This is a genomic window from Porphyromonas pasteri (assembly GCF_014647755.1).
GTDB classification, from domain to species: Bacteria; Bacteroidota; Bacteroidia; order Bacteroidales; family Porphyromonadaceae; genus Porphyromonas; species Porphyromonas pasteri.
In genome coordinates this window covers 1-23,204 of record NZ_BMPU01000001.1, presented here as the reverse complement: position 1 = coordinate 23,204, position 23,204 = coordinate 1, and the positions used below count along the sequence as shown (strand labels likewise).

Here is a 23,204-nt window from a genome sequence, read left to right as displayed (position 1 = left end):
AGACATCCCCATGGAACTACTACTCAAGCGGGCCTATGAGCCAGCCGAAGCCACCGACGGCTACCGCGTACTCGTTGATCGCCTCTGGCCTCGTGGCCTCAGTAAAGAGCGAGCCCAGATAGACGAATGGACAAAGGACTTAGCACCCTCGACGGAGCTTCGCCAGTGGTTTGGTCACGATCCAGCCCGCTGGGAGGAGTTCGCCCGTGACTATCGTACCGAGCTGGAGGGCTCAACTGCGCCCGCAGAATTCCTCGCTCGTCACAAGGATGAGGAGCGTATCACTCTCGTCTATGCAGCGCACGACGAAGCACACTGCCACCCACTCGTCTTGCGTGCCTACCTCGAGAGTCTCCTATCGCATCTGTAATCGATCTTTATGGTCTACCCCATCCTCATCTTCACGCTTCCCCTTCTCCTCGGCTTCCTACTGGATCGGGCACTGGGAGATCCGATGCGCCTTGGCCACCCCATCGTGTTCTTTGGCCGGCTCATTGGCTTCGGAGAAAAGCATCTGAATAACGGGACGTCACGCCGACTCAAAGGCTTCCTCTACAACGGGAGTTTAGTCTGCTTTACCTTCTTCCTCCCGCTCCTCACCTTTGCCTTCCTCCTGCTTGGTGCTGCGATCAACTACTATCTGGGAGACCTCTACTTCGGGCACTTCCTCCTCCTAAGCATTGCGCTACCCTCTACGATCTGCATCTTCTATATGCTCTCGGGTAAGACTCTGGTCACGGAGGTGAAGGGAGTCTTCTCCGCACTCTCCATCTCGCTGGAAGCTGGGCGTAAGCAGGTCGGGCGCATCGTCGGGAGAGATACAGGCGCGCTATCTGCGCAAGAGATCCGTACAGCAGCGCTGGAGACACTCGCCGAGAACCTCAGCGATGGTGTCGTAGGCCCCATGCTCTCCTGGAGCTTCTTTGGCACACCTGGCATACTCACCTATAAGATGATCAATACGCAGGACTCGATGGTCGGCTACCTCAATGAGCGCTATCGTGCCTATGGCTTCTTCTCCGCCAAGCTCGATGATCTGGTCAATCTCATTCCCTCGCGTGTCACAGCTGTGCTGATGCTCATCGCAGCAGGGCGGCTGGACCTCCTTCGCAAGACCTTCCAGCACGGCAAGCGCCATCTCAGCCCCAACTCAGGTTACCCCGAGGCAGCACTGGCACTCGTCCTCGGTTGCCGCTTCGGTGGGCCTCACGACTACTTCGGCGAAGTCATCGACAAGCCCTATATCGGTGAGGTCGGGCGCGAGCTAAGTGACGAAGATCTGCAGCGTGCCGTACAGATCACCCAGCGCACAGAGTGGCTGGCCCTCGGTCTATCCCTTCTCTTGCGCCTCCTCCTTATCATGCTCATCATCTGGTACCTTTAGGACCTCACGGTCATCTATTAATGAATACAACGAAACAGCATCCTCTGGCAGCCCACCTCAGCCTCCTCGGAGCTGCCGTGTGCTGGGGGCTTATGGCTCCACTCGGGAAGGATGCTCTCCTACATGGTATCAGCGGTATCACCCTCGTCTCCTGCCGAGTATTAGGCGGAGCTATCCTCTTCTGGATCGCCTCACTCTTCGCCCCACGGGAGCGCGTAGCGAAGCGGGATAAGCTCCTCTTCGTCGGCGCTGCTGTCTTCGGGCTTGTGTGCAATCAGTGCTGCTTCACCATCGGACTCAGCCTCACCAGCCCTGTGAATGCTGGTATCGTGACTACGACGATGCCGATCTTTGCCCTCATCCTCTCGGCACTGATCCTCAAGGAACCCATCACCCGCAAGAAGGCACTGGGTGTAGCTCTCGGCTGCTGTGGTGCGCTCCTACTCATCTGGACCAGTATGCAAGCCTCGGGCTCCTCGCTCCAGCTGGGTGATATACGCGGTGACCTACTCTGCGTCGCTGGGCAGGTGTCCTACGCCCTCTACCTCACGATCTTCGGGAAGCTCGCGAAGAAGTACTCCGTCTTCACGGTGAATAAGTGGATGTTCCTCTGGGCTACCCTCCTTCTACTCCCCTTCACGGCGAGCGAAGCCCTGAAGACAGATGTCGCAGCCCTCTCGATGCGCACCCTCCTGGAGGTCGGCTACGTAGTCTTCTTCGGTACCTTCGTCAGCTACCTACTGATGATCAATGGGCAGCGCACACTCCGCCCGACCGTCGTGAGTATGTACAATTATATGCAGCCGCTGGTAGCCGTCGTAGTAAGCGTCACGCTTGGGCTAGCAGTCTTCACGCTCACGCACGCTCTTGCCGTAGCACTCATCTTCAGCGGGGTATGGCTGGTCGCCATCTCGCGCTCAAGGCAGAAAGGCTAAGGGTCACCAAGGTATCTCCGAGAGAGGCTCTACGACGCAGAGCCTGTAAGCACAAAAAGTTAGCCCCCACATCCTACCGGAGGATGTGGGGGCTAACTTTTATATTCTAAGGAATCCGCGGAGGATTACTTGCGACGCTTAGCAGGAGCCTTCTTCGTCGTGGTCTTCTGAGCAGGCTGTGCAGCAGGCTCTTCGACTACGGGAGCAGTCTTATTGACGGTGAGGTCAAGACCCTGGAGGAGCTCCGTGAGATCAGGCAGCGTAGCACCATCTACGTTGAGCGTTCCAGCTTCGATAGCATCGTGCTTGTCATTCATCTTGAGCTGATAGTAGATGCTGCTGAGCATAGCCTTGATGTTGTCAGGGCGCGTCTTGTAAGCGATCTCGAGAGCAGGTACTGCAGCACGGAGGAGGTCATCAGCCGTCTTGGCCATAGCAGCCGTGACATTCGTGTTCTCGTAGATCTTAGCAGCAGCCGTGTAGAGGCCAGCACCGAGGTAGACTACAGCATTAGCGTTGTTGGCATCAGCCTTAGCAGCCTTGTAGTACCACTGGAGAGCTTCCTTGAGATCCTTCTCTTCTGCGAGCGAACCCTTGACGAGGAGAGCCGTAGCATCGTTAGGATTAGCAGCGATACGATCGTCGAGGACCTTGTTAGCCTCAGCGGCCTTACCGGCCTTCTGGTAGGCGGTGACGAGGTTCACGAGGAAGTAAGGCTCTTCGGGAGAAGCCTTGACAGCTTCGATGAGGACAGGGATAGCACCTGCAGTGTCCTGCTTAGCGAAGTAAGCAGAGATGACCCACTGATGGATATCCTTGGGGTTGAGAGCGAAGGAACCGAAGCGGTTGTAGAGGGAGATGACGCGGTCATAGTCCTTCAGCGAGCTGGCAGCACCGATAGCATAGTAAGCTGCGTTCATCGCGTTGGAGTCGATAGCAGCGACATCCTTGTCTTCAGCGAAGAGAGGAGCCTTCTTCACGTCGAGGAACTTCTCGAGAGCGTCGACGCCCTCAGCGTACTTGTTGCTCTGGAGGAACCAAGCGCCCCCGTTGAAGAGCTGGAGGTAGTCGTTGTGCAGGACTTCCTGGAGCTTCTTCGTGTACTTGAGGTTGACCTTACCCTTATCGTTGGGCTGGCTTTCGAGCTCATAGACCTTGAGCCAAGAAGGCACAGAGGCGGTGAGCGCCGTGTACATAGCCGTACGGTCAGCGTTCTGGTCGATAGCAGCCTGCTTGAAGCCTTCGGTGTAAGCCTTGTTTTCGATCAGACCAGCTACATACCACGTATAAGGGTCATTCTTGGTCTCATCGTTAGCGAGAGCTTCGGTGATGAGGCGGCGAGCTTCGGCGAGGTCTGGCTTGTCTGAAGAAGCGATCTTCTCAGCAGACTTGACATTAGCAACCTGAGCGAAAGCTCCAGCGGAGGTCAGGAGACCTACGGCGATGGCACAAACTAATTTCTTCATCTTCATTTAGGTGTTAGTGTGTCTTGTTATTGATTGTCTTCGGCGAGGGCTCTGTCGATGAGCTCTTGTGGGAGCTCGCTCTTGGTGCCCTCTTCTTCTCTGATTGGAGTTGCGGATTCGTTTTCGGGGAGAGACTCTGCATCAAAAGCCTCCTCGTCGGAGTCTTCCTCGGTGAGGACCTGGCAGACGGAAGCGATCTCATCGCCACGCTTCTTCAGATCGATGATGCGCACGCCCTGCGTAGCACGACCCTGGACGGAGATATCACGAGCGTGGACACGGATCGTGATACCACTCTTATTGATGATCATCAGGTCGTGCTCATCGGTGACGGGACGGATAGCTACGAGCTCACCCGTCTTATCGGTGATGTTGAGGGTCTTGACACCCTTCGTGCCACGATTCGTGATACGGTAGTCCTCTACAAGAGAACGCTTACCATAGCCCTTTTCGCTTATCACGAGGATGGTCTCCTCGGTATCCTGAGGTACGGTGATCATACCGATGACCTCATCACGGCCGTCAGCATCGAGCGTCATACCGCGTACACCCGTGGCATTTCGACCCATAGCACGGACGGTAGATTCGTTGAAGCGGACAGCGCGACCGTTGCGGTTCGCGATGAGGACTTCGCTATTACCATCGGTCAGGCCGACACCGACCAGCTGGTCATCGTCGACGAGGTTGATGGCGATGACCCCGTTGGCACGAGGACGAGAGTAGGCCTCGAGGAGGGTCTTCTTGATCGTACCGCGCTTGGTGCAGAAGATGAGGTAATGCGAGTTCACGAACTCAGCATCACGCGTCAGGTTCTTCACGCGGATGAAGGCATTGACGCGGTCGCCTGCCTCGATGTTGAGGAGGTTCTGCAGGGCACGGCCCTTAGCGTTCTTAGCGCCCTCGGGGATCTCGTAGACCTTGAGCCAATAGCAGCGGCCCATCTGGGTGAAGAGCAGCATCGTCTCGTGCATCGAAGCCGAGTAGATGTACTCGATGAAGTCTTCGTCGCGTGTATCACTACCCTTAGCACCGACACCGCCACGAGCCTGTGAGCGGAATTCGGAGAGCGGAGTGCGCTTGATATAACCGTGGTGGGAGATCGTGATGACCATATCGTCATCAGCGTAGAAGTCTTCGGGATTGAATTCCTCAGCCGTGTAGATGATCTCGCTGCGGCGCTCGTCACCATACTTCTCCTTGATCTCAAGGAGCTCTTCGCGGATGAGCTGTGCACGCAGTTCCTTGTCAGCGAGGAGAGCCTTCAAGCGCTCGATCTCCTGCATCAGAGCAGCGTACTCTTCCTTCAGCTTCTCACGCTCCAGACCGGTGAGGGCACGCAGACGCATATCCACGATGGCACGCGCCTGGATGAGCGAGAGGGAGAAGCGCTCCATAAGCTTCTCGATAGCTTCCTGAGGCTCGCTGGCCGCACGGATGATGCGGATGACCTCGTCGATATTGTCGACTGCGATGATCAAGCCCTCGAGGATGTGGACACGCTCCTCAGCCTTGCGTAGCTCAAACTGCGTACGGCGGTAGACGACATCGTGACGGTGCTCGATGAAGAGCTCGATGAGGTCACGAAGGTTCAGCAGCTGAGGGCGGCCCTTCACGAGCGCAATATTATTGATGCTGAAGGAGCTCTGCAGTGCACTCATCTTGTAGAGCTTGTTCAGCACTACGCCTGAGTTCGCATCACGCTTGATGTCGATGACGATACGGATACCCTTACGGTTCGATTCGTCAGCGATACCAGAGATCCCGTCGATCTTCTTGTCGTTGATCAGGTCTGCGATCGCCTTGACCAGCTCGCTCTTATTGACCTGATAGGGGATCTCGGTGACGATGATACGCTCGTGGTTATTGTGCTCCTCGATCTCGCAGCGGCTGCGGATGACGACACGGCCACGACCGGTCTCGAAGGCTTCACGCACCCCGGCATAGCCGTAGATGATCCCGCCTGTGGGGAAGTCAGGAGCCTTGATATAGTTGATCAGCCCAGCGGCATCGATATCCCCCTTGTGGTCGATGTATGCCACGCAGGCATCGATGGACTCGGAGAGGTTGTGCGGTGCCATATTCGTAGCCATCCCGACGGCGATACCAGCTGACCCATTGACCAGAAGGTTAGGGAAGCGAGCGGGGAGGACGGTGGGCTCGACAGTAGAGTCGTCGAAGTTATTCTGGAAGTCTACCGTATCCTTATCAATATCTCGGATCATCTCGCTGGCCAGACGGTTCAGGCGAGACTCGGTGTAACGCATCGCAGCGGGAGAGTCCCCGTCGATCGACCCGAAGTTCCCCTGCCCCTGGACGAGAGGATAGCGGAGGTTCCAAGGCTGGGCAAGACGTACAAGCGTCCCATAGATAGAGGAGTCCCCGTGTGGGTGGTAGTACTTCATAACCTGCCCGACAGCGCTGGCGCACTTACGGGTGGGCTTATCATAGGTATTCCCATCCTCATTCATCGCATAGAGTACGCGACGGTGGACGGGCTTGAAGCCATCACGCACATCGGGTAGAGCACGTGAGACGATGACCGACATAGAGTAGTCTATGTAGGCAGTCTTCATCTCATCCTCGATGTTGATGTCTATAATTCTGTCTTCTCGATCCAGCATTCTTATTTTGAAAAGTAAGTTTAGCCTTGATAGTAACGGGCCAAAAGGCACCTACTACCAAGGCTCTAAGATACTACTTTTTGAGCAAATGACCCGCATCGCCACAAGGGATCCGAGCCTCATGCACCTACTCATCGCCCCTCAGCGAAAAACAGCCCCATCGAGGAGCATGAGCAAAGCTGTATAGGTAGGCGGTATGAACCTATATTGGTCGGTGAGTCAACCTATATAGATCGTCGCGCTGACCTATATAGGTCGCAGCAGTGACCAATACTGGTCGGAGCAGTGACCAATACTGGTCGGAGCAGTAACCAATATGAGACCAACGACATAAAGGATGGTCCTTCGGTAAGGTTCTTGTTGAGTCCGTATTTCTTCGTGAAGAACGTTTTGGGGTTCGTGCTGCCGCTTACTATGCCATGGAAGTAATCTGCCAGCTTGCGGTCAGAGGTGAAGGCGTAAAATTCCCGAGCTATTGTTTCGAGATCAAACTGCGCATAGCGTCCATTCGTCGAATAGAGCGAGTCCAAAATGGTTAGACGAAGGAGGATCGATCCTTGAGTAAAAGGCTGCGCATCGCTGAAGAGTGGACGGATGATATCGATTTGCTCCCAATAGCCTGAGCCTTCTGCTGCATCTGAGGGCACGGGCTGGAGCGAGCGCTGGTAGTCAGCATCCAGCAGTAGAAGTATGTCCTAGATTTCCTTGATGGACTTCATATATAGATCTATTGTGTTGGCATATTGAAGGGGTGGCAGAGTAAGCTCTGTCACCCCTTTCAGCATGGATTTACTTCGTTATGCTTCCTTGCGACGATTGTAGAGGAAGAGGAGGAGAGAGACTAACCCTACTTTGCGACGAATGCAGAGGTAGAAGAGGAGAAGAGAGATTAACCCTACTATGAATAGCGAAGTGGCAAGCCAAATAACCCACTCGGGACGCTCCTGGACTTCAGGAGCAGGCGTAGGTGCAGGCTGTGGTGCTGGTGCTGGTGCGACTTCGGGTTCGTCATAGATCCCCTTGAGCGTGCGAATGATGTGCATCCCATCTGCTTCATCGAAGAGCGAGACAATGCGCTCCCCATCATAGCTGGGATCAAGTAAGACCAGGTAGGCTTCTCCGTGAGGATGAGTTGACTTCCAGGCTGTGATCTGCTCTTCGAGTTTATCAAGTGAATTAACCTTGCTGTTGTGCTACCCATCTGAAATGAGGAAGAGACGGCTTGTGCTGTCCTGAAGTAGAGGTGCCCCAGCAGCCCATGCGGCATAGATATCCGTGCGCCCAGTACGAGGAGTAAGGCCTTGGAGAAACTCATCCATTGAGGGGAGTTCCTTGGGTAGCTCGAAACGATTTGTCGTGAACACATTCGTTCCGAAGGTCAGGAGATCAACTTGTGCATCCTTGGCCGTATCGAAGGCATCACGTAGCTCGGTGCGCATGTGCTCGAAGACGCTTGCACTGCTTTTATCACCTTGTCCAGACATGGAGGCACTGACGTCTACGAGGAAGACATCACGGAAGGTACGTGCCGAGACTGATTGATTGGTGATAAAGAGTAGGCACACAGCGAGGCTAAGCCATCAAGTTAGTCGGTTCATTTTAGTCCTATTTTCTGGTGATTGATGCTGTTTACTAACTGCGCTTCATCGCAGCTTGCGCACTGAGAATGCTCCTCTTCAGGCTTTCGATCTGCCTGTCGTGATAGGCTGCCTTATCGATCTTATTCTTGCGATAGGTTGCCTTGCTTGAAGGCGAGCTCGCACTTTTTATCATACGAGCATAGTACTCGTTATCTCGTTTCTTAGCCTCTTTCTCCTGTGCGACACGTGCGCGGAGATCGATGATTTGCTTGCGGTAGTAGTCTTTGCTCATACTGCTGTTTCGTTTGAATTAGAATTGTTTGTTAGCGTTTATTGATACTATAAGTAGGGGTTGTGTAGGAAGTCGTTTCGGATAGGCTGACTACCTCCAGCCAGATATACGTGTCGTAGCGGAAGCGTTCGTTCTCAAATCCTAAATAGACGTTGCTCTGTCCCTTGGCAGGTATCAGACGACCATTGCACGACTGTGTGCCCTGCTGAGATTGGTCCACATCATAGCTGAAGTTAGCTCCTCCTGCAGTGCCATCCTGCCAACGCTTGGCATCGCTACGGCTCTTGAATACATAGAAGTTGCAGTACGCATTTTCTTCTCGTGGTGGGCGTGTATCCCCGAGGATTAAGTTCACCAGGCTATTGCGTCCACGTCCGCCCTCACGCTCGTAGAGAGTGAGTCCAAAGACTTTGTGCTTGCTGTAGGAAGTCTGTAGGCGTTCGGGGAATGTGCCATCCGAGCTCTCAGTACGCTCATTAGAAGAGATACGCAAGCTGTAAAGTAGAGCCTGAGTCTTGGGGGGAACGGCTACCGTGATGATGGAGCGATAATGCCCAGAGAAAGCAGCCTTGAGTTGCCCACGCAGAGTGATCTTACGAGGCTCTTCGAATACTGATTTGGTCTTGAGAGACTCCTCGCTACTGGCGAGGAAGTCCCCTTTCTTACCTACTTTCTTCGCCTGCTTTACACGAGGATGGCTATGCTGCATCGAGCGATAGCTCAGCTGAAGCCCCGTATATTGCCTCGATGCTGTCGGTGATACTTCGACGAGATAGATGGCTTTGTGTGGGATGATGATGCTTTGCTCTACCGTACGACCCGACCAATGATGCATCGTCTGACGCTTGTCATAATTGATCAGTGACAGCTGCACCACCTCCTCACTCTGAGCCTTCAAGCTCAGTGTATCCCCTGCATAGAGGTAGACAGGGTAGCGTGTCGGTTGGGTCAGAAGGAGCTCTCTCACGGAGGCAATAGAGGTAGCACCTCCCGAGTGAACCTCAGGAGCTGCCCCATCGAGATAGCGAGCTTTCAAGCCCTGGAGACGCTCTTCTAAGGCCTTGAATTTAGGGCGATCTGCTTCAGCGATATTCGTGCTGTCGTACTCCAAGGTAATCTGTCGGAGTTCGCTCAATGCCGCTTGTGTTGGTTGCTCGGAGGTGCTTTCTTCCCAAGCGTTGATCTGGTCTTCGACGGCCTCATAGAGGAGGCGATCACGCTCCGTGGTCACAGAACCCGTCCCCTTGCATGCCACCAGGGCTAAGAAGAATAGTGCTCCAAGAGCAGGCCTGTAGCCATACTTCATTACTTTTTGCGCTTGCGCCCTATGACGGCATTCAGTATCGCCCCACCGATTTTGCGTTCGAGTCCCTGCTTGGTCGTCGGAATACCCGTAGCTCGGGCGATCTTTTGCTTGGCGGAAGTGATGCCAACAGCTCTCTTGAGAGAGAAGGAAAGTCCTGGGATCTTCATACAATGAATAAGCTTAGTTGCTTAGATGGTTGATTATATCTTGGAGCTTTTCTTGCACAAGCTCAGTGCTATATTCCTGCCGATACTCTGAGTCTGCAGGCATCGTGTCGACGTTCTTGGAGAACCAAATGATATGGGTGCGGATGAACTCTTGAGCCTCTTCATCTTTGCCCTGTAGCTCGAGTGCCGTCACGACATCCACCATAAACGTGTAGTAGTGCTTGGCATTCATCGCATCATTAGGGTCGTTGGTATCCAGCTCATGGCATTCCCATGCATCGTCATAGCGACCAGCTGCGATGAGCGCTTTATAGAGCTTGGTATATGAGGCACGCGCATAGTTATCACGGAAGCCCCAAAAGTGATCGTCCTCGGGGAAGAGGCGTTGTAGCAGCATTTTCGCTTTGTCTACCTGACCTACCTTGAGTAGTGCATCCAAGAGGTCAGAGGAGACCTCGTGTGAGGTCGAGGCGTTGCATTTCTCTACAGCTTCGCTTAGTTCTCCAGCTTTAAGTGCCTTACGTACACTACTACTGGATGAGAAGCCCGAACACCCTTCTATGCCCTTCCACAAAAGCCCTATACAGAGCAGACCACCGAAGACATATCGTAGTTTGATCATATAATCCCAGCTTAAAGCTATTGTTACGTAGGGGATGCGGTCTATTTTCCTTATGAACTCTCCAGATTATCCAGTCGATAATCTGGAGAGTTCATAAAGCGTTGTTTTTACTTAGCGTATTTGCTCTTCAGGGCAGCCATGTCTGCCTTGCTTGCCTTCTTAGGGATCTCGGGGAGCTTAGCCAGCGTCATCTCATCGAGTGCGAGGACGAAGTCATCAGCTGAAGCGACCTGTACACTGAGTCCGAACTGGGTCTTTAGATCCTTCTCGAATCCACCGACCGTCTTACTCCCACGGCAGGTATATTCACCTACGGCAGAGACCAGTGAGCTGACCTTTTCAGATCCATCGCAGCGAGTGCGACCATTGTAAATGCGGAGCGTACCGCCAAATTCTTCCTTGAAGCGAGCTGCAAGGGTGGACACGAGGAGGCGTCCATCGATCTTAATCGTCATGATTATCTATGTGTTATTAGGTGAGTGTTATCTGAGTGGTTTACTTCCCATAGAAGCAGAAGAAGTATACCGCAGCTGCGATGGCTATCAGGGCTAGGAGCAGCCATATCCAGCAACACGTGCATTTCTTCTTTGCGACAGGGGGAGTCCAACCGTTGAGGTATTCCAAGCGAAAGCCCCCCTTCTTGCCGAAGCCCTTCTCTGCTTCTGTGAACTCTGCGACTACGATGCCGTATTCCTTAGCCTTAGCTACGATACGCTCGAAGCTGGGCTTCGTCCACATCTTCACTACAGAGACCTGTGAGCCATCCTGCAAGAGGACAATCTCCTCGGGTTCCTTGAAGTAGCCATCCCAGTTTGCTTCTGTTCCCTTCTCGTGTGAGAGGATGAAGTTCTCTTTAGTTCCCTTATCTGGATTGAGACTATTGGGGAAGGCTGCACGTAAGTCTTCGAGCGTTCCATTTGGGTAGGCGAGTGCCCAGGCATGTATGATGCCCAGTGCCGTGCGATTCTGCGCCTTCCCGTAGACGCGTACCTTGTCTGTTTGTGCCATGTCTGATATCTGTCTGTGAGGATATATGGGAGGTTATTCTCCGAGGTCGATTTCGATGTCGTCCTCTTCCTTGAGCATATCTGCGATGAGGAGAGTAGCCATTGGAGCTGAGATGCCGAGAGCTTCTGCGATTGCGTGGAGCATCTCTGCTTCGGAGATGGTCAGGACACGGTCAGCGAGCGAAAGCTCAAGCGCAGACTCGAATACCAGCCCAATTTCTTCGTCAGCGACGAGAGCTGCTTGTTCCTTGATGGTCGTGTTGAGCTTATCTTCATCGAGCTCTTCGACTTCATCGAGAGCGGCTTCTACTGCAGAGAAGAAGTCGTCTTCATTGTATTGAAGGGCTTCTGCTACTTCGAGTACGATCGCCTGCTCCTGTTCACCGTATTCGCCACCAGCCACGAGGATAGAGGCCATGAGGCGAGCTGTTACCTTGATATCTGTCTTCATTGTCGTTCTTTGTTAGGTCTGTGATCTGTTGTTTAGAAAAGACGCAAGATGCGCTTCATAAGCCCCCCACGCTTAGCCTTACGTGCCTTTTCCATGCGTGCTGCGATCTCCTTACCTTCCTTGGTGCGGAGGTCAACGGTACCGTCAGCCGTGCGCTTTACCTTGCCAGTAGACTTCTTGGTTGCCTTAGGTGCGGACTTCTTTGCCGCAGCCTTACGTGCCTTTGCCAGGTTGGCACACATCTCCTTGTACTCCTTGGTACGCTTGTCTACCTTTCCGCTTTGGGTTCTTTGGATAGCCATACAAATCTGTTTTATCTGGGTTAGTAATAAAGATTATCGATTGGGTAAAACGCAGAAAGGCTCACCTCCATAGTGCCACTGAGTAGCACTATGAAGGCGAGCCTTTATCTCAACAAAGAGGGTTAGGTTACAATTTACCCCCCCCCCCGTTTACATATTTACACATATAAGAATTCCTATATTGTCCGCGTTGTACTTGTCGCAAAGGTAAATAGTATTGCCTTAAAAGCCAAATCGTAACCTGCAGACATACACAGTACTCTCCCCTCCCACTTTACCCCAAAGCGAAAGCAACTCTACCTGCGAAGGTCTGAGCCCCATCGAGGAGCATGAGCAAAGCTGTATAGGTAGGCGGTATGAACCTATATTGGTCGGTGAGTCAACCTATATAGGTCGGAGCAGCGACCAATACTGGTCGGAGCAGTGAGCAATATAGGTTCGCACAGCCCCTCTTCGAGAGGCCGGCAAAAAGAAGACGCCACTGCCCATCCCACAAGGGGGAGGACAGTGGCGTCTTCGCCTTTATCCGTTTCACCCGTCAGCGACGGGAGTAAGCGTGTCTTACTTCACTTCTTCGAAGTCAGCGTCGGTGATATTGTCACCAGCAGACTGCGAGGAGGCACCAGCACCGGGCTGTGCACCAGCGGCAGGATCAGCAGCACCAGCAGCGTTAGCGTGGCTGTACATCTCTTCGCTTGCAGCCTGGAAGGCAGCCTGTACTTCAGCTGAAGCAGCGTCGATACCTTCGATATTCTGAGCTGAGTGAGCTTCCTTGAGCTTAGCAAGGGCAGCTTCGACAGCAGCCTTCTTGTCAGCGGAGAGCTTATCACCGAATTCCTTCAGCTGCTTTTCCGTCTGGAAGATGAGGCTGTCAGCCTGGTTCAGCTTCGTGATACGCTCGGTCTCCTTCTTGTCAGCTTCAGCGTTAGCAGCGGCTTCGTCCTTCATACGCTGGATCTCAGCGTCAGAGAGACCGCTGGAAGCTTCGATACGGATCTTCTGCTGCTTGCCCGTAGCCTTATCGAGAGCCGTGACGTTGAGGATACCGTTAGCGTCGATATCGAAGGTCACTTCGATCTGAGGCGTCTGACGAGGAGCAGGAGCTACCTCGAGCTTGAACTTACCGATGCTCTTGTTGTCCTTAGCCAGTGAGCGCTCACCCTGCAGGACGTGGATCTCTACCTCGGGCTGGTTGTCGACAGCCGTCGTGAAGATCTCGCTCTTCTTCGTGGGGATCGTCGTATTGGCATCGATGAGGCGCGTCATGACACCACCCATCGTCTCGATACCGAGAGAGAGAGGCGTGACGTCGAGAAGAAGGACATCCTTGATCTCACCCGTCAGGACACCGCCCTGGATAGCGGCACCGACAGCGACGACTTCGTCAGGGTTAACACCCTTAGAAGGAGCCTTACCGAAGATCTTCTCTACGATCTCCTGGATAGCAGGGATACGCGTAGAGCCACCTACGAGGATCACTTCGTCGATATCGCTCTTAGAGAGGCCAGCGTCACGCAGAGCCGTTTCGCAAGGAGCGACACAAGCCTGGATGAGGCGGTCAGCCAGCTGCTCGAACTTTGCACGAGTCAGCGTACGTACCAGGTGCTTGGGCACACCACCCACGGGCATGATGTAGGGGAGGTTGATCTCCGTAGAGGTCGTGCTGGAGAGCTCGATCTTAGCCTTCTCAGCAGCTTCCTTCAGACGCTGCATAGCCATAGGATCCTGACGGAGGTCTACACCTTCATCAGCCTTGAACTCTTCGGCGAGCCAGTCGATGATCACGTGGTCAAAGTCATCACCACCGAGGTGCGTATCACCATTGGTAGAGCGTACTTCGAAGACACCATCACCGAGCTCGAGGATCGAGATATCGAACGTACCACCACCGAGGTCGAAGACAGCGATCTTCATATCGCGGTCGCTCTTGTCAAGACCATAGGCGAGCGAAGCTGCCGTAGGTTCGTTGACGATACGACGGACGTTCAGACCAGCGATCTCACCAGCTTCCTTCGTAGCCTGACGCTGAGCGTCGTTGAAGTAAGCAGGTACGGTGATGACTGCATCCGTGACCTCTGCACCGAGGTAGTCCTCAGCCGTCTTCTTCATCTTCTGCAGGATGATAGCAGAGATTTCCTGAGGCGTGTAGAGACGGCCGTCGATGTCGACACGAGGCGTGTCGTTATCACCACGCACGACCTTATATGGTACGCGGGCGATTTCGTCCTTCACTTGTTCGAAGGTCTCACCCATGAAGCGCTTGATCGAGTAGATCGTCTTCGTGGGGTTCGTGATAGCCTGACGCTTTGCGGGGTCACCTACCTTACGTTCGCCACCATCGATGAAGGCGACGACAGAGGGAGTCGTGCGCTTACCTTCGCTGTTAGCGATGACGATAGGTTCGTTCCCTTCGAGTACGGAGACACAAGAGTTTGTAGTCCCGAGGTCAATTCCAATAATCTTTCCCATAATATTCTTTTGTCTTTTATCTTGTTTCTGTTATTGTTCTACTTTCCGAGCTTCAGCTGCGTCCTCCGTCGTAGGGTGCCCGCCTGCCGACTGCCTCACCGAGGGAGGCACTTGGTCAAGGGGCGACACCTATGAGGAGTCTAACAACTCACACTCACGCCCTACTTATGTCAAAGGCTATGCCAAAAAGCATACGCCACGAGAGTACGCCAAATTGTCACACTCACCTAAACACATCGTGTCATTTATACTACAGAGAGGCTGGCATACTCTCTTCATCTGTCCCTTCTACCCCCGTGTATAGATACAGCGCGCCCCAGTGTGACAGGACTTACCTATCAGCACTGGGGCGCGCTGTACTCGATGAGGGAGGAGTATAATTACAGCTCCAGCTCGAGACCGATCTGCAGCTCCTCGGGAGCGAAGCGCAAGCCGAAGCCCGAGGTAGAGAGGCCAGCTTCTTCGCCAGCACCGAACTTATCACGATAGCCGATGAAGCCAAGACGCAGGCACAGGCACAGGCCCTTGGTCAGGTCGACACACGCTCCAGGGCGCAGACCCACTTCCCAGCCCTTCACACCGCCAGAGGTAGAGAAGCCGAAGCCACCATCAAGATAGAGGTTGAAAGGCTCGCGGCGCATATAGTAGTAGCGAGCGAAGGGGCGTAGTGCCCAGAGGCTCTCGCTTTCACCATTCCCCTTCTGATACTGATAGGTCCCGACGACACCGAGTCCCCAATTCTCATTGAAGAGGTACGCGACCTCAGGGGAGAAGTCGAATGTCGTAGTCTTGGCCTTATTGTCTTGCCAGAAGGAGACGAGCCCACCGAAGACCCAGCGCGCACCGTGTTCGTCGGGTGTAGAGGGATCTCCGTTGGGGAAATACTGCTGTGCGACAAGAGGAGTAGCGGAGCCTAAGAGGAGAGCGACCAGCGCCCGACGGCCCCAAGCACGTAGAGTTTGTAATTTCATAGCTACTATAGTAGTTTGGATGAATAATGTTAGATGGTAGGGCAAAGGTACAAAAGACCGCCCAACGAGCGAATAGCTCACCCATATACAGCAGTCCTCCCAGGCGGTATGCGCCGCTTGGGAGGACTGTCTTCCTCTTCTACGCAAAGAGGCGGGTAAGGGATAGCCTTATCGGCGAGCTGCCGTAGTAGCAGCCTGCGTGCGAGGAAGCAGGACAATACTATCTCCCGAGAGGCGCGTCTTGAGCCACTCCTGGAAGCGAGTGGCATCGGCCGAAGTCCAGCTCTTCGAGTCGTCTACAGCAAAGACCGCCGTGACGAAGCGACGGGTAGCCGTCGTGTCACGCTGCACCTCGACGGTACGCGCCAAGCTCAGCGAGCGTACAGCAGGGAAGAGTACCGCCAGCTCGGGGCGGATGGCTTCGGCCACCTCCTCACATCGGGTATAGGCATTGAGCTGCTGGGTAAGCGCTGCATTATCAGCCGAGAGCTCGAGGAGCTTCTGATGCTCGCTCTCCTGACTGTAGGCGCGCTGCGCCAGCTGACTACTGAGCGCCAGCAAGCTATCCGAAGCTCCCCCCTGAATCACTGAGAGCTGATAGCCACCGAGGCCATAGTGCTCCATATTCTCCGATGCTGACCTCTGCTTCTCCTCCGTGATCGCACGCCCTACGGCTATGACACGTAGCTCCTTCGCCGCTGCATCTGTCCCCGAGGAGAGGATCTGTGTCCCGGGCTGTTCCAGCTCTGAGGAGATGAAGCGACGAAGTCCATTCTCGAAGATGCTCGTACGGATGATATTGATCGTCATCATGACCGCAGGGATCGTCGTCGCGATGACGATAAGCATCAGGATATTTCGGGCGTGCTTAGCTCGCTCAGGCGAGAGGAACTCATGATAGTGGAAGCGCATCATACGCACCCCGAGAGCTGTCGCCAAGCTGATGAAGACCGTATTGATGAAGAAGAGGTAGAAGGCCCCGAAGAAGAAGTTCAGCTGCCCCGTCGCCAGACCATAGCCCGCCGTACAGAGCGGAGGCATGAGTGCCGTAGCGATGGCGACCCCAGGGATCACATTCCCTCCACGACCACGAGTCGAGAGGGCAATGATACCAGCGGCACCACCGAAGAAGGCGATGAGTACGTCATAGATTGTCGGCGTAGTACGTGCCAGCAGCTCCGACTGCGCCTCCTCCAGCGGACTGATGAAGAAGTAAATCGTAGCGGTGAGTACGCTGATAAGCATAGCGATACTGAAGTTCTTCAGCGCGCGCTTCAGGAGGTCCAGGTCATTCGTCCCCACAGCGAGCCCCATCCCGATGATAGGTCCCATAAGCGGGGAGATGAGCATCGCACCGATGATGACAGCAGTCGAATTGACATTGAGCCCGAGTGACGCGATGAAGACCGCTGCGATGAGGATCCAGAGATTAGCTCCACGGTAGGACACCCCACGGGTCACCTCCTCGATGATCGCCTGCTCCTCTTCAAGGTCAGGACGTAGATTGAAATAAACTCTTATTCGATCGAATGTATTCATATGCTCTGTATTTATATCGTGACTTTGACTTTCGGGGAGCACACTCCCCCACCCAGCTTAGTTAGCCTGAGTCAGCTTGTAGCCCAAGCGTGCCAAGCCCAGCGCTACTCCGATGCGATAGAGACCGAAGAGCGTACGTGCATAGAGCTGGAATGCTATGGGGCTCGATGGCTCGGCATTCTCATGACGAAGCTGCGTAAGCGCCAGCTCTGCCAAGCGACGTACCAAGTCGGTATAGCGCTTGGCTTCCTCCGAGCCACGGAGCATCCCGAGGACATCTTCGAGCACATATTCGTCCAGCTCATCCCAGCCACGTGCATCACGAAGCTGCGTATAGAGCGCACTGCCCAGCGGCTGATAGCGCTGCCAGTCTTCATCCCACAGCACGGCCATCGCCATACCGACGAAGGTCATCCAGCCGAGCGACACCAGCGGGTACTGCTCGAAGTCGGGCACGGCACTGGCCATATAGGGCTGTGCCAGCGCGGGCCACAGCTCGTCGAGGTCTGCCGTCTCTAAGAGGGGACCACGAAGAAACCCCTCCTGCTGTGCAAGCTGCAGTAAGAGGGGCTGAAGTTCACTTGTATATTGCTCGAGGTAGGCTTCCTGTTCGCTCATCGTCTTCTGCCAAATAATGAATTAGGGTTCACAAAGATACGGCATTCACCCCAGCAGAGGAAAAGTGTCCTTCTCTTGAAGGGAAAAGCGCCTTCCCGTAGTGGTTTTCCTCTGTCTATGTACGTAGTCTTAAAGACCAGGTACGTCAGTCCAAATATCCACGTACGTAGATATTAGGGCCACGTACGTAGCCCAAACTTATCTGCCACTCGTCCACAACTTTTATCCCTACGCAGAGCAACAACCTAATAGAGGTCACTTCACAAAGCTATATAGCATTCTTCGCCATCCTATATAGCTCTACCCACGTACTCATATAGGAAGAGGGTGCGAACCTATATTGGTTCGCACCCTCAAGAAATAGTAAGGTACTGCACCGCCCTCTATCAAGAGCGGGCGAATGTGGAGCTCTTAGCTCTCGTAGCCCTCAGCCAAGCGCAGGACATCGCCGAAGACACCACGTGCCGTGACGGCAGCACCGGCACCCGCCCCTTGGATGACGATGGGCTGGCTACCATAGCTCTCCGTGTAGATCTCGAAGCAGCTATCCGCACCACTCACACGACCCAGTGGCGACGTGCGGGAGACGAGACGGAGTCCCGCCGAGAGCGTCGCCTCCTGACGCACATCATCCCAGACGATATCCCCGACATAGCGGAGTACTTCATCGGGCTTAGCCGTAGCACGTAGCGCTTCGATGGAAGCCTCCAGCTCACCAAAGCGCGCCCAGAAGTCCTCCAGACTCAGCGAGCGCAAGGCCTCGGGTACGGGATTCTCCCAGCGGACATCCGAGAGTTCGGCAGGTACATCCAGCTCACGCACGAGGATGAGCACCTTGCGCGCTACGTCCTCTCCGCTGAGGTCTTCGCGCGGGTCAGGCTCGGTGAGACCAAGGCGTGCCGACTCCTCGACGATGGAGCGGAGCGAACGCTCGGGCTCCTCGGTGAGGCGGTTGAAGATATAGCTGAGACTTCCCGAGAAGAGCCCGTGAATACGTGTAATCCGTTCGCCCGAGAGGTGCAGGAGCTTGAGGTTGTCGATCAGTGGGAGGCCCGCACCGACATTCGTCTCATAGCGGTAGCTACGGCGATGACGCTGGAGCGTATCCCGCAGGTAGCTGTAGTCGGCATAGGGTGCGATGTTCGCCTTCTTGTTCGAGGAGACGATATCGAAGCCCTCAGCTGCATAGCGAGCGTAGTGCGAAGCGATGACAGGGGACGAGGTATTGTCCACGAGGATCATATTCTCCAGTGCCTGACGCTGTCCGTAGCTGATGATCGCTTCGGGAAGGTCACCCGAGAAGGGAGCACGCTCCAGCTCGGTCGTCCAATCGGCCCCCGCACCCGAAGAACTAAGCAGAAGATGGCGTGAGTCAGCGATCGCGAAGATGCGTAGGTCTATATTCTTCTGCGCGATGAGGAGCTCACGCTGCTGGATGATCTGCCCGATGAAAGCACCACCGACCGTGCCGTGACCAATGACCGCCAGATGGATGCGCTTGGGGCGCTCAAAGAGCTCGCCGTGGATGACCTTCAGCGCCTTCTCACGCTCTTCATCATCACGTACCAGGAGGCAGAGGGTATTCTCCGGTACCGAGTTGCTGAGGAGGATAGGCAGGATGCGGTTGCGCACGAGGGCACGATAGGGGCGGTCGAACTCCAATAAGTTCAGCCCGATGATAGCGACCACTGCTAGCCCCTTCTCCGCATAGATCTTCGTCACATGACCAGTCTCGAGATCGTGGTGAAACTCCTGCACGAGGGCTTCCACTGCGCGATCGGCCTCCTCCTCGTCGACGACAATCGCCGTACCACGCTCCGTAGAGCCCTGAGCGATGAGGCTGACACTCACCTCTGCTGCCTCAAACGAGCGGAAGATACGCGCATCGATCCCCGAGCGCCCAAGCATATTGCGCCCCTCGAAGTGGATGAGCGCCTTACCCGAGAGCGAAGCCAGCGCACGCACGACCTTGTCCCGTGGATGAGCCGTGACGAGTGTCCCATTCGACTCCTCACCATAGCTGAAGGTATTGAGCACGCGCAGTGGGATACCCCGCTCCTGTAGCGGCTCAATCGTCTTGATATGGAGGATCTCTGCGCCGAACTGCGATAGCTCCGCAGCATCAGCATAGGAGAGCTCGTCGATCTTGCGTGCCTCGGCTACGACACTGGGGTTGGCCGTATAGATGCCATCGACATGCGTGTAGTTCTCCATCAGCGAAGCCTCGAGGAAGTTCGCCAAGAGCGCTGCGCTGTAGTTGCTCCCATTGCGCCCAAGCGTCGTGCGACGCCCAGCCTCATCACGAGCGATGAAGCCCGTGACGATAGGTATCACTCCTGGGGGAAGCCCAGCAAAGAGCGTACGACAGCGCTCTCGCGAAGCCTCGGTAAAGACCGAAGCCGAGCCGTAGTGGGCATCCGTCACGAGGAAGTCACCCGAGTCAATCGCCACGGCTTCGTAGCCACGGTCCTTGAGCGCCTGTGCGACATACTGCGACGAGAGGACTTCGCCATAGCTCACGAGTTCGTCTGCAGTACGAGGGGAGCATTCGCCCAAGAGCGAGATCCCCGAGAGGAGGCGCTCCAGCTGCACACGCTCCGCCTCGAAGCGAAGCGTAGTATCCTGACACTGATGTTCCCAGAAGGCTTGGAGGGCTGCTTCGTAGGGCTCACCAGCGCAAGCCTGCTCCGCGAGAGCGAGCAGGGCATCAGTGCTCTTACCGCGCGCTGAGACCACGACGACGGGAGCTTCGCCAGCGCGATAGTTATCGATGATGATATCCAGCACCGTCAAGATGCCGCTACCATTATCCAGGGACTTCCCCCCGAACTTCAAGATCTTCATACGTGAGTAGGAAAGTAAGGTCTGATGATATGATTGAGCTGCTCGTACTCCATGAGGAAGGCATCATGCCCATGGATCGAGTGGATGACAGCAAGGCTCACGTCCATACCCAGCGCACGCAGCGCCTCATAGGTCGCTTCAGCACGGTCATGGGTGAAGAGGAGGTCGCTATTGATGGAGACTATATGGATAGCCGAACGGATACGTGCAAGAGCCTCTACCTCCTCACAGACCCCGATAGTCGAGGTCAGGTGCGTCATCACATGGTAGGCCGAGAGCTTGAAGCGGCGTGCCAAGGCATCGCCATGGTAGAGAAGCCAGCTCTCGACGTCGTACTGCCCTGAGCCTGTACCCCGACTATCACGCTGACCAGCGAAGCGCACATTGAGCGACTGAGGCGTGCGGTAGCACGACATCGCATGGATGCGTGCATCCTCCAGCGGGTGCGAGGAGTGCGCAAGGATCTGCTTCTGGATAAGCGTCTGCGTGAGCAGCCAGTCCGAAGCACGATAGTCGCAAGCGATGGGAAAGATATGCTTCGCCAGCGTTGGGTTGAGATAAGCTATCTGCCACGTAAGCGCTCCGCCCATCGAAGCTCCGATGACAGCATAGACCTCCTTCACGCCCAGCGCCTCCAGACCGAGGAGGAAGAGACGAGCGACATCACGCAGCTCAAAGGCCTCGGGATCTTCGGCTTCGCGCCCATCATAGGCATTGCCTGGGATATTGAAGGAGAGGATCGTGTAGTGCGTCGGAGAGATAGCCCCCTCCTCGCTGATGAGCTTATTCCACCAGCCTTGCTCGCCTGTGACGGTAGAGTTACCCGTCAAGGCGTGGCACACGACTACCAGAGGCGCCGAGCCAAGAGGTGGACCAGCCACCTCATAGCTCAGTATGACCTCGGGATAAGACTCACCTCGCTCGGAGCGAAAGTCGGGGATAGAGACTTCGTGCAGCATCTTACTTCGTCGCCTTCTTCAGTGCTTGAGCCAGGTCTGCCTTGAGGTCTTCGATACCTTCGAGGCCGATGGAGAGGCGCACCAGGTCGGGGGTGACACCTGCCGAGCGCTGCTGCTCCTCGGAGAGCTGACGGTGCGTCGTGCTGCTGGGGTGAATGATGAGGGACTTCGTGTCGCCGAGGTTGGCCACGATGCGGAAGATCTCCGTGTTATCGACGAAGCTCTTAGCAGCCTCGTAGCCGTCCTTCAGACCGAAGGTGATGATACAGCCGAAGCCTCCCTTGAGGTAGCGGTCGCAGATCTTATGATGCTGATCTGACTCCAGACCAGGGTAGCTCACCCAAGCGACCTCAGGCTGGCTCTGGAGCCAACGAGCGATCTCAAGTGCCGACTGCGAAGCGTGCTGGATGCGAAGCGAGAGCGTCTCAAGACCCTGGATGAAGATGAAGCTATTCGAGGGACTCAGGCAGCTACCGAGGTCACGCAGCCCTTCGACACGAGCACGGACGATGAAGGCAGCAGGGCCAAACGTCTCGCTGTAGCGCAGGCCGTGATAGCCTGGGCTGGGCTCGGTGAAGTCAGGGAAGTTACCATTCGTCCAGTCGAACTTACCCGAGTCGATCACTGCACCACCCATAGCCGTACCATTACCGCAGAAGTACTTCGTCAGCGAGTAGATCACGATATCAGCACCATGATCGATGGGGCGGCAGAGCACAGGTGTCAGCGTATTATCTACGGCGAGGGGGAGGCCGTGAGCATGGGCAATATCAGCTACAGCGGCGATATCGACGAAGTCGAGCTTGGGGTTGCCCAGCGTCTCGGTATAGACGAGCTTGGTATTGGGCTGGATAGCTGCCTCGAAGTTCTTGGGATCCTGGGCATCGACGAAGGTCGTCGTGATACCGAGGCGGGGCAGTGTGACGCTCAAGAGATTGTACGTACCGCCGTAGACGCTGGAGGAGGCTACAATATGGTCACCAGCACGCAGCAGGGTGAAGATCGTCGTAGCGATAGCACCCATGCCGCTTGCCGTAGCTATGGCACCGACACCACCTTCAAGGGCTGCCAGGCGCTGCTCAAGGACGTCGGTCGTGGGGTTATTGAGGCGGGTATAGAGGTAGGCAGGGATCTGCAGGTCAAAGACCCCAGCAGCGTGGTCAGTACTATCAAAAGCGAAGGCATTCGCCTGATAAAGGGGCACTGCAGTGGAGCCGCAGTTTGCAGTGGGATCGAAAGCGTGGTGGAGGGCCAGGGTAGATACGTTCTTGCTCATTGTCTTCGTCGTTGTTTGTGGGGTGAATAGTAATGGGGAGTAAATGGGGAGGTGCTATAAAAGCACAGCCCGCTGCAATCATGGACTGCAGCGGGCTTACGTGATATCTTGGAGATTCGACTATGCGAAGTACAGATGTGACGAGCCCGACGCAGACATCATCTGCATCATCATCATGGACATCATGTACGTGGTACGCTTCATCTAATACTTCTCTTCTTGAGTTTCTTTCGGGCAAAGGTAATGAAAATTAACTACCCTCCAAATCTCCCGTCTCGCAGGAGCTATATATAATGTAGAGACTCCCCCAGCTCTCACATATGACACGCACGCAGTGTGTCGCGTGTGAAGTCCTTCCAAGTAGCCAAGGGGGGGGGGGGGGGGAAAACGAAGCG

22 protein-coding genes are annotated in these 23,204 nt (G+C 55.0%); 3 read left to right on the top strand and 19 right to left on the bottom strand.

What is annotated here, in order from left to right; all coding sequences use genetic code 11:
- The first annotated feature begins 10 nt into the window (after nt 1-10).
- Genes IEX77_RS00110 through IEX77_RS00100 form a run of 3 tightly spaced genes read left to right on the top strand, consistent with a single transcriptional unit; the run spans nt 11 to nt 2,319 of the window.
- Nucleotides 11-370, top strand: a complete 360-nt coding sequence (locus IEX77_RS00110; protein ID WP_188807044.1) for a DUF488 domain-containing protein — start codon at nt 11-13, stop codon at nt 368-370.
- Between the two features lie 9 nt (nt 371-379).
- Nucleotides 380-1,384 (top strand): adenosylcobinamide-phosphate synthase CbiB, encoded by a 1,005-nt coding sequence (gene cbiB / locus IEX77_RS00105; protein WP_188807042.1) that lies wholly within the window; start codon nt 380-382, stop codon nt 1,382-1,384.
- Nucleotides 1,385-1,404: 20 nt separating this feature from the next.
- A complete protein-coding gene (locus IEX77_RS00100; protein ID WP_188807040.1) occupies nt 1,405-2,319 on the top strand; it encodes a DMT family transporter in 915 nt (304 codons plus the stop codon).
- Nucleotides 2,320-2,444: 125 nt separating this feature from the next.
- On the opposite strand, the gene IEX77_RS00095 is transcribed toward IEX77_RS00100, so the two are convergent.
- The 19 genes from IEX77_RS00095 to IEX77_RS00005 form a co-directional block, all read right to left on the bottom strand.
- On the bottom strand, nt 2,445-3,791 hold the full coding sequence (locus IEX77_RS00095) for a tetratricopeptide repeat protein (protein ID WP_188807039.1): 1,347 nt from the start codon (nt 3,789-3,791) through the stop codon (nt 2,445-2,447).
- Between the two features lie 20 nt (nt 3,792-3,811).
- Nucleotides 3,812-6,406: a DNA gyrase subunit A gene (gene gyrA / locus IEX77_RS00090; protein WP_188807036.1), complete on the bottom strand. Its 2,595-nt coding sequence runs from the start codon at nt 6,404-6,406 to the stop codon at nt 3,812-3,814.
- A gap of 797 nt (nt 6,407-7,203) precedes the next feature.
- Nucleotides 7,204-7,449: a hypothetical protein gene (locus IEX77_RS00085; protein WP_188807033.1), complete on the bottom strand. Its 246-nt coding sequence runs from the start codon at nt 7,447-7,449 to the stop codon at nt 7,204-7,206.
- A 150-nt stretch (nt 7,450-7,599) separates the two neighbouring features.
- Nucleotides 7,600-7,971, bottom strand: a complete 372-nt coding sequence (locus IEX77_RS00080; RefSeq protein WP_188807031.1) for a vWA domain-containing protein — start codon at nt 7,969-7,971, stop codon at nt 7,600-7,602.
- Nucleotides 7,972-8,038: 67 nt separating this feature from the next.
- Entirely contained in the window at nt 8,039-8,278 is a 240-nt protein-coding gene (locus IEX77_RS00075) for a hypothetical protein (protein WP_188807029.1), read from the bottom strand.
- 31 nt (nt 8,279-8,309) lie between these two features.
- Nucleotides 8,310-9,584, bottom strand: coding sequence for a hypothetical protein (locus tag IEX77_RS00070; protein ID WP_188807027.1), 1,275 nt, complete (start codon nt 9,582-9,584; stop codon nt 8,310-8,312).
- The gene (locus IEX77_RS00065; RefSeq protein ID WP_188807025.1) at nt 9,584-9,751 is read right to left on the bottom strand and encodes a hypothetical protein; all 168 of its coding nucleotides are present in this window, start codon (nt 9,749-9,751) and stop codon (nt 9,584-9,586) included. Before IEX77_RS00065 ends, IEX77_RS00070 begins: the two co-directional genes overlap by 1 nt.
- Before the next feature lie 13 nt (nt 9,752-9,764).
- Nucleotides 9,765-10,373, bottom strand: a complete 609-nt coding sequence (locus IEX77_RS00060; protein ID WP_188807023.1) for a hypothetical protein — start codon at nt 10,371-10,373, stop codon at nt 9,765-9,767.
- Nucleotides 10,374-10,480: 107 nt separating this feature from the next.
- The gene (locus IEX77_RS00055; protein WP_188807021.1) at nt 10,481-10,828 is read right to left on the bottom strand and encodes a hypothetical protein; all 348 of its coding nucleotides are present in this window, start codon (nt 10,826-10,828) and stop codon (nt 10,481-10,483) included.
- Between the two features lie 40 nt (nt 10,829-10,868).
- Nucleotides 10,869-11,381: a hypothetical protein gene (locus IEX77_RS00050; RefSeq protein WP_188807019.1), complete on the bottom strand. Its 513-nt coding sequence runs from the start codon at nt 11,379-11,381 to the stop codon at nt 10,869-10,871.
- A 33-nt stretch (nt 11,382-11,414) separates the two neighbouring features.
- Nucleotides 11,415-11,831 carry a hypothetical protein gene (locus IEX77_RS00045; RefSeq protein ID WP_188807017.1) on the bottom strand — a complete coding sequence of 139 codons (417 nt, stop codon included), beginning with the start codon at nt 11,829-11,831 and terminating at the stop codon, nt 11,415-11,417.
- A gap of 32 nt (nt 11,832-11,863) precedes the next feature.
- Entirely contained in the window at nt 11,864-12,133 is a 270-nt protein-coding gene (locus IEX77_RS00040; RefSeq protein ID WP_188807015.1) for a hypothetical protein, read from the bottom strand.
- 561 nt (nt 12,134-12,694) lie between these two features.
- Entirely contained in the window at nt 12,695-14,602 is a 1,908-nt protein-coding gene (gene dnaK, locus IEX77_RS00035) for a molecular chaperone DnaK (protein ID WP_188807013.1), read from the bottom strand.
- A gap of 380 nt (nt 14,603-14,982) precedes the next feature.
- The gene (locus IEX77_RS00030; protein ID WP_188807011.1) at nt 14,983-15,573 is read right to left on the bottom strand and encodes a hypothetical protein; all 591 of its coding nucleotides are present in this window, start codon (nt 15,571-15,573) and stop codon (nt 14,983-14,985) included.
- Between the two features lie 168 nt (nt 15,574-15,741).
- Nucleotides 15,742-17,112, bottom strand: a complete 1,371-nt coding sequence (locus tag IEX77_RS00025) for a DUF389 domain-containing protein (RefSeq protein WP_188807009.1) — start codon at nt 17,110-17,112, stop codon at nt 15,742-15,744.
- A 57-nt stretch (nt 17,113-17,169) separates the two neighbouring features.
- Complete coding sequence (locus tag IEX77_RS00020; protein ID WP_188807007.1) at nt 17,170-17,730, bottom strand: hypothetical protein; 561 nt, start codon at nt 17,728-17,730, stop codon at nt 17,170-17,172.
- 411 nt (nt 17,731-18,141) lie between these two features.
- Entirely contained in the window at nt 18,142-20,574 is a 2,433-nt protein-coding gene (locus IEX77_RS00015; RefSeq protein ID WP_188807005.1) for an aspartate kinase, read from the bottom strand.
- The gene (locus tag IEX77_RS00010; RefSeq protein ID WP_188807002.1) at nt 20,571-21,533 is read right to left on the bottom strand and encodes an alpha/beta fold hydrolase; all 963 of its coding nucleotides are present in this window, start codon (nt 21,531-21,533) and stop codon (nt 20,571-20,573) included. Before IEX77_RS00010 ends, IEX77_RS00015 begins: the two co-directional genes overlap by 4 nt.
- Nucleotide 21,534: 1 nt before the next feature.
- Nucleotides 21,535-22,809 carry an O-acetylhomoserine aminocarboxypropyltransferase/cysteine synthase family protein gene (locus IEX77_RS00005; protein WP_188807000.1) on the bottom strand — a complete coding sequence of 425 codons (1,275 nt, stop codon included), beginning with the start codon at nt 22,807-22,809 and terminating at the stop codon, nt 21,535-21,537.
- Between the last annotated feature and the right edge of the window lie 395 nt (nt 22,810-23,204).

Coding starts and splice junctions, on each gene's coding strand:
- IEX77_RS00045 (WP_188807017.1), bottom strand. CDS start 11,831: ATGAAGACAGATATCAAGGTAACAGCTCGCCTCATGGCCTCTATCCTC.
- IEX77_RS00075 (WP_188807029.1), bottom strand. CDS start 8,278: ATGAGCAAAGACTACTACCGCAAGCAAATCATCGATCTCCGCGCACGT.
- IEX77_RS00015 (WP_188807005.1), bottom strand. CDS start 20,574: ATGAAGATCTTGAAGTTCGGGGGGAAGTCCCTGGATAATGGTAGCGGC.
- IEX77_RS00040 (WP_188807015.1), bottom strand. CDS start 12,133: ATGGCTATCCAAAGAACCCAAAGCGGAAAGGTAGACAAGCGTACCAAG.
- IEX77_RS00050 (WP_188807019.1), bottom strand. CDS start 11,381: ATGGCACAAACAGACAAGGTACGCGTCTACGGGAAGGCGCAGAATCGC.
- IEX77_RS00110 (WP_188807044.1), top strand. CDS start 11: ATGGAACTACTACTCAAGCGGGCCTATGAGCCAGCCGAAGCCACCGAC.
- IEX77_RS00010 (WP_188807002.1), bottom strand. CDS start 21,533: ATGCTGCACGAAGTCTCTATCCCCGACTTTCGCTCCGAGCGAGGTGAG.
- IEX77_RS00100 (WP_188807040.1), top strand. CDS start 1,405: ATGAATACAACGAAACAGCATCCTCTGGCAGCCCACCTCAGCCTCCTC.
- IEX77_RS00085 (WP_188807033.1), bottom strand. CDS start 7,449: ATGCACATCATTCGCACGCTCAAGGGGATCTATGACGAACCCGAAGTC.
- IEX77_RS00060 (WP_188807023.1), bottom strand. CDS start 10,373: ATGATCAAACTACGATATGTCTTCGGTGGTCTGCTCTGTATAGGGCTT.
- IEX77_RS00020 (WP_188807007.1), bottom strand. CDS start 17,730: ATGAGCGAACAGGAAGCCTACCTCGAGCAATATACAAGTGAACTTCAG.
- IEX77_RS00055 (WP_188807021.1), bottom strand. CDS start 10,828: ATGACGATTAAGATCGATGGACGCCTCCTCGTGTCCACCCTTGCAGCT.
- dnaK (WP_188807013.1), bottom strand. CDS start 14,602: ATGGGAAAGATTATTGGAATTGACCTCGGGACTACAAACTCTTGTGTC.
- IEX77_RS00065 (WP_188807025.1), bottom strand. CDS start 9,751: ATGAAGATCCCAGGACTTTCCTTCTCTCTCAAGAGAGCTGTTGGCATC.
- cbiB (WP_188807042.1), top strand. CDS start 380: ATGGTCTACCCCATCCTCATCTTCACGCTTCCCCTTCTCCTCGGCTTC.
- IEX77_RS00025 (WP_188807009.1), bottom strand. CDS start 17,112: ATGAATACATTCGATCGAATAAGAGTTTATTTCAATCTACGTCCTGAC.
- IEX77_RS00030 (WP_188807011.1), bottom strand. CDS start 15,573: ATGAAATTACAAACTCTACGTGCTTGGGGCCGTCGGGCGCTGGTCGCT.
- IEX77_RS00070 (WP_188807027.1), bottom strand. CDS start 9,584: ATGAAGTATGGCTACAGGCCTGCTCTTGGAGCACTATTCTTCTTAGCC.
- IEX77_RS00095 (WP_188807039.1), bottom strand. CDS start 3,791: ATGAAGATGAAGAAATTAGTTTGTGCCATCGCCGTAGGTCTCCTGACC.
- IEX77_RS00005 (WP_188807000.1), bottom strand. CDS start 22,809: ATGAGCAAGAACGTATCTACCCTGGCCCTCCACCACGCTTTCGATCCC.
- gyrA (WP_188807036.1), bottom strand. CDS start 6,406: ATGCTGGATCGAGAAGACAGAATTATAGACATCAACATCGAGGATGAG.